The 13,076-nt window shown below is 70.7% G+C and carries 10 protein-coding genes; 4 read left to right on the top strand and 6 right to left on the bottom strand.

The window, feature by feature from the left end:
• Nucleotides 1–71: 71 nt before the first annotated feature.
• The gene (locus ACIBK5_RS11545) at nt 72–2,453 is read right to left on the bottom strand and encodes a PQQ-binding-like beta-propeller repeat protein (RefSeq protein ID WP_399018550.1); all 2,382 of its coding nucleotides are present in this window, start codon (nt 2,451–2,453) and stop codon (nt 72–74) included.
• Between the two features lie 108 nt (nt 2,454–2,561).
• Here ACIBK5_RS11545 and ACIBK5_RS11540 point away from each other — a divergent pair, with 108 nt between their 5' ends.
• Complete coding sequence (locus tag ACIBK5_RS11540; RefSeq protein ID WP_399018548.1) at nt 2,562–3,230, top strand: hypothetical protein; 669 nt, start codon at nt 2,562–2,564, stop codon at nt 3,228–3,230.
• Here ACIBK5_RS11540 and ACIBK5_RS11535 read toward each other — a convergent pair.
• Both ACIBK5_RS11535 and ACIBK5_RS11530 read right to left on the bottom strand, forming a co-directional pair.
• Complete coding sequence (locus ACIBK5_RS11535) at nt 3,145–4,881, bottom strand: serine/threonine-protein kinase (RefSeq protein WP_399018546.1); 1,737 nt, start codon at nt 4,879–4,881, stop codon at nt 3,145–3,147. The genes ACIBK5_RS11540 and ACIBK5_RS11535 overlap by 86 nt on opposite strands.
• A gap of 91 nt (nt 4,882–4,972) precedes the next feature.
• Nucleotides 4,973–5,821, bottom strand: coding sequence for a menaquinone biosynthetic enzyme MqnA/MqnD family protein (locus tag ACIBK5_RS11530; protein ID WP_399018544.1), 849 nt, complete (start codon nt 5,819–5,821; stop codon nt 4,973–4,975).
• A gap of 320 nt (nt 5,822–6,141) precedes the next feature.
• Here ACIBK5_RS11530 and ACIBK5_RS11525 point away from each other — a divergent pair, with 320 nt between their 5' ends.
• The 3 genes from ACIBK5_RS11525 to ACIBK5_RS11515 all read left to right on the top strand — a co-directional run bounded on the left by ACIBK5_RS11525 (nt 6,142) and on the right by ACIBK5_RS11515 (nt 7,683).
• Nucleotides 6,142–6,345, top strand: a complete 204-nt coding sequence (locus ACIBK5_RS11525; protein ID WP_003992177.1) for a cold-shock protein — start codon at nt 6,142–6,144, stop codon at nt 6,343–6,345.
• A gap of 185 nt (nt 6,346–6,530) precedes the next feature.
• Entirely contained in the window at nt 6,531–6,794 is a 264-nt protein-coding gene (locus tag ACIBK5_RS11520) for a hypothetical protein (RefSeq protein ID WP_399018542.1), read from the top strand.
• 226 nt (nt 6,795–7,020) lie between these two features.
• On the top strand, nt 7,021–7,683 hold the full coding sequence (locus tag ACIBK5_RS11515) for a class I SAM-dependent methyltransferase (RefSeq protein WP_399018540.1): 663 nt from the start codon (nt 7,021–7,023) through the stop codon (nt 7,681–7,683).
• A 33-nt stretch (nt 7,684–7,716) separates the two neighbouring features.
• Here ACIBK5_RS11515 and kstD read toward each other — a convergent pair whose 3' ends face one another.
• From kstD to ACIBK5_RS11500, 3 genes are all read right to left on the bottom strand, one after another.
• Entirely contained in the window at nt 7,717–9,435 is a 1,719-nt protein-coding gene (gene kstD, locus ACIBK5_RS11510) for a 3-oxosteroid 1-dehydrogenase (protein WP_399018538.1), read from the bottom strand.
• Nucleotides 9,436–9,678: 243 nt separating this feature from the next.
• Nucleotides 9,679–10,755: a sugar ABC transporter substrate-binding protein gene (locus ACIBK5_RS11505; RefSeq protein ID WP_399018537.1), complete on the bottom strand. Its 1,077-nt coding sequence runs from the start codon at nt 10,753–10,755 to the stop codon at nt 9,679–9,681.
• A gap of 169 nt (nt 10,756–10,924) precedes the next feature.
• On the bottom strand, nt 10,925–12,844 hold the full coding sequence (locus tag ACIBK5_RS11500) for an AMP-dependent synthetase/ligase (protein WP_399018536.1): 1,920 nt from the start codon (nt 12,842–12,844) through the stop codon (nt 10,925–10,927).
• Nucleotides 12,845–13,076: the final 232 nt, after the last annotated feature.

The raw sequence follows: 13,076 nt of genomic DNA, 5'->3' as shown, positions 1-13,076 counted from the left end.
TGGCCACGTTCGTTAACTTCAGCTAACGGAGACTATGGCAGCCCCCGGAATCGCGCCCCAGCGCCCCGGCGTCACACTGCCGGCATCGCGTAGATCTCCGGCCCGTTCGTCACCAACAGTCGGTTTCCCGCCGGGGCTATCTGCCACGGGGCACCGGAGTCCGTGCTATCGGTCCAGGTCCAGCGGACGTCGCCGGTCTTGGCCTCAAGAGCGATGACGCCGCCGGACAGCGGCCCGGCGGCGCAGTAGAGCGTCGTGCCGACCCGCACGAACGACTCCGCCCCGCCACGATCCTGGTCCTCGCAGAGCCAGATCCGCTTGTGCGTCTTGACGTCGACAGCCCAGATACCGCGGTCGTAGTCACTGACGTAGAGCACGCCGTCGATCACGGCCGGGTTGTTGAAGCCACGCCGGCCTTTGGGGGAGAGCGTCCACCGTGTGCGGCCTGTCTCCGCGTCCACCGCCGTGAGCTTCTCGCCGGGCAGGAAGACGAGGCCGTCCGCGACCGTCGGCTGCCACGCCCAGTCGTCGCCGATCTTCTGCGTCCACAGCTGGTCACCGGTGGCGGTGTCGCGCACGGTGAGGTTGTAGTTGGAGTCCGTGTAGACGAGGTACTTGCCGGAGACGCTTCCTTGGACGTCGTAGTCCCTCGTGCCCCAGTCGCGATGCTGGAGCCACACCTTCTTACCGGTGCTGTGGCTGATGGCGGCGACCGCAGTGCGGTACTTGGTGGCACTCGCGGCCTGGCCATAGTCGGTGGCCGTGACGTACACGTACTTGTCGTCGATGGCGATGGTGCCTTCGACGCCGAGTGCCTTGCCGAGGCGGCTACGCCACACTTCCTTGCCGGATTTCACGTCGCGCGCGACGAGGACCCCCTCCGTGCCGCCATCGGTGAGGAACACCTTGCCGTCATGGAACAGGAGCTGGGAGCCGGGAGCGCAGACGTCGGGCTTCGACCAGCGGGTCTCGCTTGTTTTCACGTCGTAGGCCACCAGGGGGTCACCGCTGACCAGGAGCAGACCCTCGTAGGTGAGGAGCGGTACGTCGGTGGTGGTGCTGTCCTCCGCTGCCGTCTCGTGCCACAGCGGCTGGGGGGCGACGCCGGCCGGCGGGGTGGTGAAGTTCTCCTCGGCGGGTTCGCCGCTTGTGCCGGAAGCCGTGGATTTGGAGTCTTCGTCCTGGCCGAGCCACCAAGCGGTCCCCCCGCCTGCCGCAGCGACGGCGGCGGCTCCGCCGAGCGCTAGACCGAGGACGCGGCGGCGGGAGTGCCCCGTTGAGGCGGTGGCCCTGGTGGAGGACGGTCCTACCGCGAAAGGTTGTTCGTGAGCGCCGTAGGCTGGTGCGGTCGTCCCGTATCCCGGAGTGGGGGCGCCGCCGGGCGGTGTGGCGTAGCCGGGCCCCAGACCACCGTAGGCAGCCACAGGGGTGCTGACATGTCCCGGGACCGCGGGGTAGCCATACCCAGGCGACGGTGTGGTCGTTGACGCCGGCGTCTCGTCCGCCATCGCAGGTGCTGGCCCGAAGGATGCGGCAATCGGTGTCTGAGACGGCTGCGGAGCCTCCAGGTCCAGAATTCCGGCCGCGTGCGTGGCAATCGTCGATGCCACCGCTGACGGCAGCCAGTCGCTGAGAACACCCTCGACGCCTTGCGGAGCGAGCGCCCTCACGATTTCCGACGGCGCTGGCCGATGTGCCGGGTCCTTTGCGAGGCATGCGCGTACGAGGCCCAGCAGTTGCTGCGGTACGCCCTCCAGATCGGGCTCGCCATGCACGACCTGATACAGCAACGAGGCGTGCGAGACGGCGCCATGGCCGAAGGTTCCCCTGCCAGTCGCCGCGAACGCGAGCACGGCGCCCAGCGAGAAGACGTCCCCCGCCGTGCTGATGTCCTGACCGAGCGCCTGCTCCGGTGACATGTAGCCGGGTGAGCCGACCACGACTCCCGTCTGCGTCATACGGTTTCCGTCCACCGCCCGGGCGATCCCGAAGTCGATGACGCGCGGACCGTCCGCCGCCAGCAGGACGTTCGACGGCTTCATGTCGCGATGGATCAGCCCCGCCGCGTGAACCTCCTGGAGGGCGGCGGCCAGGCCGGCGGCAAGTGCCCGGACGGTGCGCTCCGGCAGCGCACCGTGCGTGGCAACCACGTCTGTGAGGTCGGGGCCGAGTACGTAGGACGTTGCCAACCACGGCAGCGGCGCATCCGGGTCGGCGTCCACCACGGGGGCGGTGAAGCGGCCGGAGACGGCCTTGGCTATCTCGACCTCGTGCCGGAAGCGGTCACGGAAGTCGCCGTCCGCGGCGAGATCCGGACGTACGACCTTTACCGCAACGGTACGGCCACCCGGTGAACGTGCCAGGTAGACGCGGCCCATGCCGCCGGCGCCGAGTCTTCGCAGGAGCCGGTAAGTGCCCAACTCCGCTGGATCGTCCGGCTGCAATGTCTCCATGGTGGACCTTCCCGGCAATACGCGGTGTGGCGCGTCAGTCGCGTCTAATGGTGTTCGCTATCGCAGACACAGTAGTGAGCACCTGAATCAGGGTGGGAGTTAGGGGCCATGAGCAGAAGTTCGGCGAAGCCGAAGAGGGGGAAGGCGGCCCGGCCCGCCCTGCGTTACGTGCACAGGCCAGGGCGTCCGCCGTCGCTTCGCCGTGCGAAGACCAGTGTCGGAGAGCGCCTGTTCGGCTGCCTGGTGCTGCCTGGCTTCGTCGCCCTGATCATGCCGCTGGTCTTCTTCGACATGTACTGGAGCCACGACCTCTGGGGTCACTTCGCTCCCGCGTGGCCCGGCGGCGCGTACGCCTTCGCCGCCTCCGTCGGCGCTCTGGTGCCGCTGGTCTTCCTGACCTGGGTGTGGCCGCTCACCCGGATGAACTGGAAGAAGAGCAGGTCACGTTCGCTGGCCTGGGTGGCCGCATCTCTGCCCGGGCTGGCAGCGGGGTATGTGGTCGCCGGGACGATCAAGACGACCGTACGGCCCAAGCGACGCCGGAACTGGGACTCCGAGTGCTACAGCCAAGGCGGGCCCTGCTGGGTGCACGTGCACTACCCGTGGCTGTGGGTCGTCGGTCTGGTCGCGACCCTCACGGCGGCCGCGCTGCTGATCACCCTGTTCGTGAAATACGGAGGCCGGTCGGCCTCTACCTCACCTTCGACAGCCGAGCCTGCGGCCGGCCCGACTCCTCGCTCTCCGAGCGGTACTGGAGATCGTCGCCCACCGGGCTGAGACGGACGGTCGTGGCGGCCGGGTTGCAGCCGCTGTGGTTGGTCTTCGCGCCCACGGACGTCGCGACGAGCTCCTTCTTCGTCACCTGCTTCAGCGTCAGTACGTCGATACAGACGCCGCCGATCTGGTCGGTCTGGCGGAGCCGGCCCAGCTCCTGGCCCACGGCGGCCCGTTCGACCGTGATCCGGAAGGTGCCGAGGGGCAGGTTGCCGTCCAGGGCGGTGCCCTGGCCCTCCCAGGTGCCGAGGTAGGCGGCGGGCACCGCGCCGGGGGCGCCGCTGCTCGCCGACGGTGCGGCGTGGTCGGCGCCCGGGGCGGCCCCGTCCCTGTCGTCCTGGGCGTCGCGGCCGCCCGGCAGCAGGTCGAACACGAACACCGACCCGATCGTCACGGCCGCCATCGCGCCGGCGACCGCCAGGGCGACCGAGCAGCTCAGCCTCCGCACCCGCCCGCCGCCCTCCGGCGTGGACGTCGCCGCCACGGAGACGGTGACCTTGCCGGGGCGGCGCCCGGTGGACGACGGGGCCATGTCCTGCGGGCCGGCGTCCCGGGGTGCGGGTACCGCGGGGAAGGGGGACGCCGGGGCAGGTGTGGGCATGACAGGAGGCGGTCCGAACACGCCGGGCTCGACAGCCCCCTGAGCCCCGACCGCCTCAGCCGCCTCCCCTGCCGCCTTGACTTCAAGGGAAGGCCCCGTCCCCACAGAAGGACTGCTGAACCCCACCGGCCCCGAAGGCCCCCCGGCCCCCGGCCCCGCCGCCTCCAGGTTCAGCAGTTGCACGGCGCTCCGGCTCACCTGCTCCACCAGCGCCCCGGGCAGCCACCCGCCCGTCATCAGCCGGGCCGCTCCCTCGGGAGCCAGCCGGAGGGCCGCCTCCGCCGGGGCGGGCCGTGCGCCCGGGTCCTTCGTCAGGCAGGCGGCCGTCAGGGACCGCAGCTCCCCGTCCAGCAGACCGAGTTCCGGCTCCTCGTGGACGACCTTGTAGAGCAGGGCCGCCGAGGAGTCACCGGGGAAGGGCGGTTCGCCGGTCGCCGCGTACGCCAGGACCGCGCCCAGCGAGAAGACGTCCGCCGCGCCCGTGACGCCCTTGCCGAGGATCTGCTCGGGCGACATATAGCCGGGCGAGCCGATCGACACGCCTGTGGACGTCAGGGACGCGGTGCCGTCCGTGGCCCGGGCGATGCCGAAGTCGATCAGCAGGGGGCCGTCGAGCGTGAGCAGGACGTTCGACGGCTTCACGTCCCGGTGCACCAGACCCAGCTCGTGCACCGCCGCCAGCGCCTCGGCGAGCCCGGCTCCCAGGACCCGTACGGTGTGGGCCGGCAAGGGCCCGAAGTCCGCCACCGCGGCGGACAGCGACGGGCCCGCCGCGTACCCCGTCGCCACCCACGGCACCCGCGCCTCCGGGTCCGCGTCCAGGACCGGCGCCGTCCAGGCACCGCCCACCCGGCGCGCGGCCTGGACCTCGCGCCGGAACCGCGCCCGGAACTCCTCGTCCAGCGCGAAGTGCGGGTGCACGATCTTGACGGCGACCGTACGGCCTCCGGCGCTGCGGCCCAGATAAACCCGGCCCATTCCGCCGGAGCCCAGCCTGCCGAGCAGCCGGTAGGGCCCCACGACGGTGGGTTCGTCGACTTCGAGCGGCCGCATGGCGTCACCCCTCCCCCGTAGGCGTCCGGAAGCCCGGGTGGGCCCCCGTCCGCCTGCACTCCCAGCAGAGTAGTGCGGGAGGAGCGCCCGCTCACGGCTGAAGCAGGTCCACCTTCACGTCCGCCGGGAAGCCGGTCGTCGGGCCGACGCGCCGGGCGAACTCGGCGACCGCCGCGAGCTGCGGGCCACCGAAGCGGAAGTCGAGCGTCGTGAAGTACTGGGCGAGGGTCTCCTCGTCGAAGTCCTCCCAGCGGGCGGCCTGCTCGGCGACCTTGGCGACCTCCTCCAGGGAGAGGTTGCGGGACTCGAGGAAGGCCTCGTGCACCTTGCGGGTGAGGACCGGCTCGCGCTCCAGGTAGTCGCGGCGCGCCGCCCAGACCGCGAAGACGAACGGCAGGCCCGTCCACTCCTTCCACAGCGCGCCCAGGTCGTGCACGTCCAAGCCGAAGCGCGGCCCGTCGAGCATGTTCGCGCGCAGCGCCGCGTCACCGATGAGGACGGCCGCGTCGGCTTCCTGCATCATCAGGCTGAGGTCGGGCGGGCACGTGTAGTAGTCCGGCCGTACTCCGAAGCGCTCGGCGAGGAGCAGCTGGGCGAGGCGGACGGAGGTGCGGGAGGTCGAGCCGAGGGCGACGCGGGCGCCGTCCAGCCGGTCCAGCGGGACCTGCGAGACGATCACGCACGACATCACCGGGCCGTCGCAGCCGACGGCGATGTCGGGGAAGGCGACCAGTTGGTCCGCGTGCTTGAGGAACTCGACCAGGGTGATCGGTGCGATGTCGAGTTCGCCCTGCACCAGCTTCTCGCTGAGCTTCTCCGGGGTGTCCTTCGTCAGCTCGAAGTCGAGGAGCGTGCCCGTTCTGGCGAGCCCCCAGTACAGGGGCAGGCAGTTCAGGAACTGGATGTGGCCGACGCGCGGCCGGGTGCGAGGATTGTCCACATCGTGAGGCTAGCCCTCTCGGCCCAGCGGTCGGCGTCCGGCCCCGCCGTGGGTTCGTGATCGCCGCAAGAGGCCCTCTCCGCCAGTCGGCGGCGGGATGTTCAAACATTCGGGTGACGTGATCTTGGCCCCTATTGCATTCCGGGGCCTGCGTGCTAGGCTCATCGCAAGTTGCAGTTTGGTTTCCCTTGCAGTACAGAGCCTGCGGAGCATGTGACCGCGGGCTCTCGTCATTCTCAGACGTATGCAGTTGTGCAGAATTCATCTTCACACTTGCTGGTTCTGGAGCAGGGCAACCCTTTTGGGCCCAAGGAGGGCTTATGGCTACCGGAACCGTGAAGTGGTTCAACGCCGAAAAGGGCTTTGGTTTCATCGCCCAGGAGGGCGGCGGCCCCGACGTCTTCGTCCACTACTCCGCGATCAACGCGAGCGGCTTCCGCTCCCTCGAGGAGAACCAGCAGGTGTCCTTCGACGTCACGCAGGGCCCGAAGGGTCCGCAGGCTGAGAACGTCACCCCGGTCTGATCAGTAGTACCCAAGGAGCCCCGCGCCGTCAGGCGTCGGGGCTCCTGCCTTTTCCCGTCCTCTTCCGGTTCTCCCGTTCCCGGAGAGGCCGATGAATTTCCGGCGAATTCTGCGGGTCGCTCCGCTGTGGCGGGTGGACCGGGGGGCCTGGGCTGCTCGGGTACTGGCCGGGAGAAGATGTCCGGATGCAGGGACATGAAGAGAACGGCGAGAACGGCGAGCGGGAAAGCGGAACTCCCGCGCACAACCATCTGGCGACCGGTGTGTCCCTCGGACTGTCGCTCGGCACGGCGCTCGGGCTGTCCCTTGGCATGACCGTCTTCGACAACATCGGACTCGGACTGGCCCTGGGCCTGGGCCTGGGCACGGCGATCGGAGCGGCGGCGGGCGCCGGGGCGACGAGAGCGGCCGAGGCACCGGGAGACGCCCGAGACGAGCCGACCAGCTAGGGCGTGTCCGCGACGGACGGGGGCGGTGCGGTGCCTCTCGGGGGCGCGGGGAACTGCGCGACCGGCCACAACGGCGCCGCACACGCGGGACGACACCGCCGACACGGCCCTGGGCGAGGCAGTTCGCCCCCAGCGCGGGCCGGGGTCGGAGCCCGATCGGACAGGCCAACGGCGGGCAGGCCAACGGCGGGCAGGCCAACCCGCCCCCGCAGTAGGGTCTCGGGGCATGACCGACGCCGACTTCGTGAGCGAGACCCGTACCTTCTACGACACCGTGGCCGAGGACTACGCCGCCCATTTCCCTGGGATGCACGGGACCACACCCCTGGACCGGGCGCTGCTGGCCGGTTTCGCGGAGCTGGTGGGTGAGGGGGGCGAGGTCGCCGACCTGGGGTGCGGGCCCGGGCGGGTGACGGCGTTCCTGGCGGAGCGGGGGCTGTCGGTCTTCGGCCTCGACCTGTCGGAGTCGATGCTCGCGATCGCCCGCCGCGAGAACCCCTCCCTGCGGTTCGAGCAGGGCTCGATCCTGGAGCTGGACCTGCCCGACGGCTCGCTCGACGGGGTCGTGTCCTGGTACTCGACCATCCACACCCCCCTGGACCACCTGCCGGGCGTCTTCGCCGAGTTCCACCGCGTCCTGCGGCCCGGCGGGCATCTGCTGCTCGGCTTCCAGGCCGGGGACGAGCCCCGCCGCTACGAGGAGGCCTTCGGACACCGGGTGGCCGTGGACTTCCGGCGGCGCCGGCCCGAGCAGATGATCGCCCTCCTCGAAGCCGCCGGATTCACCCTGCGCTCCCGGACCGTACGGGAGGCCGACGAGGAGCTCGGCGAGCCGACCGCCCAGGCCTGCCTCGTGGCCCGCAAGCCCTCGAAGCCCACCACCCCCTAGAGAGTCCCCTGGAGAACCCCCCAAGAGAATCTCCTACAGCACCCCCGCGATGTCCCTCGCCGCGATGTACCCGAACGTCATCGCCGGGCCGATGGTGGACCCCGCGCCCGCGTAGCTGTGGCCCATGACCGCGGCGCTCGCGTTGCCCGCGGCGTAGAGGCCCGGGATGACCGAGCCGTCCTCCCGCAGGACGCGGGCCCGGGCGTCCGTCACCAGGCCGCCCTTCGTGCCGAGGTCGCCGGGGACGATGCGGAAGGCGTGGTACGGGGGCAGCCACAGGGGGGCCAGGCAGGAGTTCGGGAGGACGGACGGGTCCGTGTAGTAGTGGTCGTAGGCGCTGTCGCCCCGGTGGAAGTCGGGGTCCTCCCCCCGCCGTGCCTGGGAGTTGAAGCGGTCGACGGTCGTGCGCAGGGCAGCCGCAGGGACGCCGATCGAGGCGGCGAGCGCGTCCAGGGACCAGGCCTTGTGGGCGGCGCCCGAGTCGTACCAGGCGCCGGGGAGGGGCAGGGCCGGCAGGACGTCCTTGAAGAGGTACCGGTTGCGGTAGTTCTGGTCGGTGATCAGCCAGGCCGGGATGGCCCCGCGCTCCTCGTACATGGTGTGGACGACGTCGCTGTAGGGGGCGGCCTCGTTGACGAAGCGTCCGCCCGAACCGTCGACCAGGAGTCCGCCGGGGAGAGTGCGTTCGGCGAGGCAGAAGTACGGCTGGCCCGGGACCGGGATCGCCGGGCCCCACCAGGCGTCGTCCATCAGGTCGAGGGCCGCCCCGAGCCGCTCCCCCGCCAGGATGCCGTCGCCGGTGTTCTCCTTGGCGCCGACGGTCCAGTCCGTGCCGATGGGCTGCCGCTGGAAGCGTTCGCGCATCGCCGCGTTGTGCTCGAAGCCGCCGGAGCCGACGATCACGCCCCGGCGGGCGCGGACCAGGCCCGGGGCGCCGTCTCGGGTGACGACCGCTCCGGTGACCGTGCCGTTCTCGACGTACAGGTCGGTCAGGGGCGTGTCCAGCCACACCGGCACCCCGGCCGACCGCAGTCCCGCACGCAGCCCCGCCGCCAGCGACTGGCCCATGGTCAGCGGTTTCTCGCCGCGCAGCGCCGCCGCCGTGCCCCGTGCCAGGCACTGGGCCGCGACGGCCGCGCCCTTGGCGTTCACGGCGGCCAGGGTGACCCACTTGTAGTCGGCGCTGAAGACGACCATCCCGGCGGGCACGTCCATGTACGGCGGGTTCAGCCGGGCCAGTTCCGGGCCCAGGATCCGGCCGTCGAGCTGGTCGGGTTCGATGGAGCGGCCGTTCGGCAGGCCGCCGGGCAGCTCCGGGTAGTAGTCGCTGTAGCCCTCCATCCAGCGGAAGCGCAGAGGGCTGTGGGCCATGACGTAGGAGATCGTGGCCGGGCCGTGGGCGAGGAAGGCGCGCTGCCGGTCGGCGGGGACGTCCGGGCCGACGACGGCGGCGAGGTAGGCGGCGGCCTTCGCGGGGGTGTCCGGGACGCCGGCCGCCAGGAGCACCGGGTTGTTGGGGATCCAGATCCCGGCGCCGGAGCGGGCGGCCGAGCCGCCGAAGGTCGGGGCCTTCTCCAGGACGACGCAGCTCAGCCCCTGCCCGGCGGCGGTCAGCGCGGCCGTCATCCCGGCCGCGCCGGAGCCGATGACGACGACGTCGTAGGTGCCGAGCGGGGGTAAGTCGGCGGCCTGGGCTCCCTGCTGCACTCCGGCCGCGACCGCGAGCCCGGCACCGGCGGCTCCGGCCAGCACTCGTCTTCGGGAAGGAGCCCACGAAGGAGCCCACGAAGGAGCCCACGCCGGGGTCCGGGAAGGAGCCCGGGAAGAAGAACCAGCGGGTGGTGCGGAGTTCGTGTCAGTGGTCATGACGGCTCCAGCGCGACAGACGGGGGTGGGGAATGTCGCGCGGGCACCCAGCGAAGTCAAGGGCCAGACCCCGAAGTCAAGGGCCAGACCCCGAAGTCAAGGGCCAGACCCCGAAGTCGAGCGCCAGGCCTACTCGAGGCCGATCGCCGCGCAGTCCGCCTTGTACTTCGAGGTGCAGATGTCCTTCACGGTGTACACGCCGTCGGTGATCACCGTCTCCTTGATGTTGTCCTTGGTGAGGGCGACCACCGGCACCAGCATCGCCGGGACGTTCTTCGCCGTCGGGCTGTCGACCGTCTCCCGGGTCAGCGCGGCGAACTCGATCTGGCGGCCCTGGACCTTGGCCACCGCGATCTTCGCGGCGTTGGTCGCCTCCAGCAGGAAGGACTTGTACACGGTCATGTACTGCTCCCCCGACACGACCCGCTGCACCGCGTCCAGGTTGGCGTCCTGCCCGGTCACCGGCGGCATCTTGCTGGCGCCGGCCTCCTCCATCGCCTCGATGACGGCGCCCGCCATGCCGTCGTTGGCCGAGTAGACGGCGGCGATGTTGTTCATTCCGACGGCCTGGATCGCCTTCTTCATGTTCGCCTTGGCGATGGAGGGCTTCCACTCCTTGGTGTCGTACTGCTCGACGATGTCCACCTGGCCCTGGAGCTCGCTCAGCGCGCCGTCCTTGAACCGGGCCGTGTTCGGGTCGCCGGGGTCGCCGTTCATCATGACGACCTTGCTCTTCTCGGAGTTCTCGCCGAGCTCGCTCATGATGGCGCGGCCCTGCACCTGCCCGACGAGTTCGTTGTCGTGGGAGACGTAGGCGTCGATCGGGCCCTCGGCGAGACGGTCGTAGGCGATGACCGGGATGCCGGCGTCCTTGGCCTTCCGGACGTCCGTGGCGATCTTCTTGGAGTTCAGCGCGTCCACCAGGATGACGTCGACCTTGTCGTCGATCATCTTCTGGAACTGCTGGCTCTGTCTGGACACGCTCGCCCCGGCGTTGGCGTACTGCACCTTGCCCTTGTTCTCCGTGAGGGACGCGACCTCGTCCCTGATCAGGGGGTAGTCGAACCTCTCGAAGCGCGCCGTGTCCCGGTCGGGCAGCAGCAGGCCCACGGTGATGTCGTTGCCCTTCTGCACGGCGGTGTCATCGCTCCCGTCGTCGCCGCACGCGGTGAGGGACAGGGCCGATATGGAGACCGCCAGGGCCATGGCGGCAGGGCGCACAGCGGTCCGACGGGTGTTACGCGCTTTCACTGGTGGTGCCTTCCGATGGGGGGAGCATCGCGACGGGATTGCTCGAAAGCCAAAGGGGAGACGGCGTGCGGCGTCAAGAAATTCGTGTGAAGACATCGCAAAGGCCGCCTCACACCCGGCCGCCTCAGCGTGCGTACAGCCCCTCGACCTCCTCCGTGAACGCGCGCAGTACCGCCTGGCGGCGGAGCTTCATCGACGGGGTCAGGTGGCCCGCCTCCTCGGTGAAGTCCTCGGGGAGGACGGCGAAGGCGCGGATGGACTCCGGGCGGGAGACCATCTTGTTGGCCTCGTCGACGGCGCGTTGGAGGACGGCGCGCAGATCCTCGTCGTCGACGAGAAGTTTGGCCGGTACGGGGTGTTTGCCGTTCATCTGGCGCCAGTGGGTGATGCCGTCCGGGTCGAGGGTGATCAGGGCCGAGACGAAGGGACGGCCGTCGCCCAGGACGATGCACTGGGAGATCAGCGGGTGGGAGCGCAGCCAGTTCTCCAGGGGGGCCGGGGCGACGCTCTTGCCGCCCGAGGTGATCAGCAGTTCCTTCTTGCGGCCGGTGATCGTGAGGTAGCCCTCGTCGTCCAGTTCGCCGAGGTCGCCGGTGGCGAGCCAGCCGTCGGGGGCGGCGGGGACGACGCCGCCGGCCGCCGGGTCCCAGTAGCCGCGGAGTACGTGGTCGCCGGCGAGGAGGATCTCGCCGTCGGCGGCGATGCGGACGCGGGTGCCGGGCAGCGGCCAGCCGACCGTGCCCAGCCGGGGCTTGAGGGGCGGGGTGACGGTGGAGGCGCCGGTGGTCTCCGTCAGGCCGTAGCCCTCGAAGATCTCGATGCCGGCTCCGGCGTAGAAGGCGGCGAGGCGGCGGCCGAGCGGTGAGCCGCCGCAGATCGCGTAGCGGACCCGGCCGCCCATGGCGTTGCGGATACGGCGGAAGACCAGGGGGTCGTAGAAGGCCCGGGCGGTCTTCAGAGCGCGGGACGGGCCCGGTCCGGTGCCCGTCTGCTGGGCCTCCATCGCCTCGCCGTAGCGCCGCGCCACCGACACCGCGCGGTCGAACGACGTCACCCGGCCGCCCGCCTCGGCCTTGGCGCGGGCCGAGTTGAAGACCTTCTCCAGCATGTACGGGATGGCCAGCAGGCAGGTCGGCCGGAAGCTCGCCAGGTCCGGCAGCAGGTGGTCCGCCTTGATGCTCGGCGCGTGGCCCAGCCGGACCCGGGCACGGATGCAGGCGATCGCGACCATGCGTCCGAAGACGTGGGACATCGGCAGGAACAGCAGGACCGAGGCCTCTTCGCTGGTCTTCGTCCTGAAGACGGGGTAGAGGAGCTCGATGGCGTTGTCGACCTCGGCGAAGAAGTTGCCGTGGGTGAGGGCGCAGCCCTTGGGGCGGCCCGTGGTGCCCGAGGTGTAGACGAGGGTGGAGAGCGTGTCGGGGCCCAGCATGCCGCGCCGCACCTCCACCTCGTGGTCGGCCAGGTGCGCCCCGGCTTCCGCGAGCCGGTCCACATGGCCCTTCTCGACGACCCACATGTGGTGGAGGTCCGGCAGGCGTTCGCGCTCCGGGCCGAGGGCGGCGGCCTGCGCGGCGGTCTCGGTGACCAGGGCGACCGCGCCCGAGTCCTGGAGGATCCAGCGGGCCTGGAAGACGGAGGACGTGGGATAGATGGGGACGGTGACCAGTCCGGCCGCCCAGGCCGCGAAGTCCAGGACCGTCCACTCGTAGATCGTGCGGGCCATCACGGCGACCCGGTCGCCCGGCATCAGCCCTTCGGCGATCAGCCCCTTCGCCACGGCGAGCACCTGGGCGGCGAACTCGGCGGCCGTGACGTCGCTCCAGCGCCCCTCGGCGTCCTTGCGGCTGAGCACCACGGCACCGGGCTCCGCGCTCGCGTTGTCGAACGGCAGGTCGGCGAGCGACCCGTGCGTCCACGGCGGCGCCAGCGGCGGTACGGCGGCCTCCCGCACCACCCCGTCCAGCCGCCTCGTCTCGGGCTCGACCAGGACCGGTCCTCCGTACACGTCGCCGTAGGCGGAGGAGGGATACGCAGTGGACACGGGCGGCTCCTGGGGCGTGCAGCGGAAAACTGCTTGCTGCGTTGACGTACGTGCCTCGCACGCCGAGGCGCTCAACCGGCTGAACCCGCAGAAAGGGGTTACTGCCGGTAGGAACGGGATCGTACGGCCCTCACGTGGCGGGTTTGTGCGGGTTCGGGGATGGTCCGGAGCCGGGCCTGTGCAATCTCGGGGGTTACGTGAGGGACCTTCAGTTTTGGTGCTGCCCAGGCAT

The organism is Streptomyces sp. NPDC050546 (genome assembly GCF_044457425.1).
Lineage (GTDB): Bacteria > Actinomycetota > Actinomycetes > Streptomycetales > Streptomycetaceae > Streptomyces.
Note: the sequence above shows the minus strand (reverse complement) of the source record. Positions and strands in the feature narration are given on the sequence as shown.

Excerpts from the sequence above, each read along its gene's own strand:
- ACIBK5_RS11535 (WP_399018546.1), bottom strand. The coding sequence starts at position 4,881 with ATGCGGCCGCTCGAAGTCGACGAACCCACCGTCGTGGGGCCCTACCGG.
- ACIBK5_RS11545 (WP_399018550.1), bottom strand. The coding sequence starts at position 2,453 with ATGGAGACATTGCAGCCGGACGATCCAGCGGAGTTGGGCACTTACCGG.
- ACIBK5_RS11540 (WP_399018548.1), top strand. The coding sequence starts at position 2,562 with ATGAGCAGAAGTTCGGCGAAGCCGAAGAGGGGGAAGGCGGCCCGGCCC.
- ACIBK5_RS11520 (WP_399018542.1), top strand. The coding sequence starts at position 6,531 with ATGCAGGGACATGAAGAGAACGGCGAGAACGGCGAGCGGGAAAGCGGA.
- ACIBK5_RS11515 (WP_399018540.1), top strand. The coding sequence starts at position 7,021 with ATGACCGACGCCGACTTCGTGAGCGAGACCCGTACCTTCTACGACACC.
- ACIBK5_RS11525 (WP_003992177.1), top strand. The coding sequence starts at position 6,142 with ATGGCTACCGGAACCGTGAAGTGGTTCAACGCCGAAAAGGGCTTTGGT.
- ACIBK5_RS11505 (WP_399018537.1), bottom strand. The coding sequence starts at position 10,755 with ATGGCCCTGGCGGTCTCCATATCGGCCCTGTCCCTCACCGCGTGCGGC.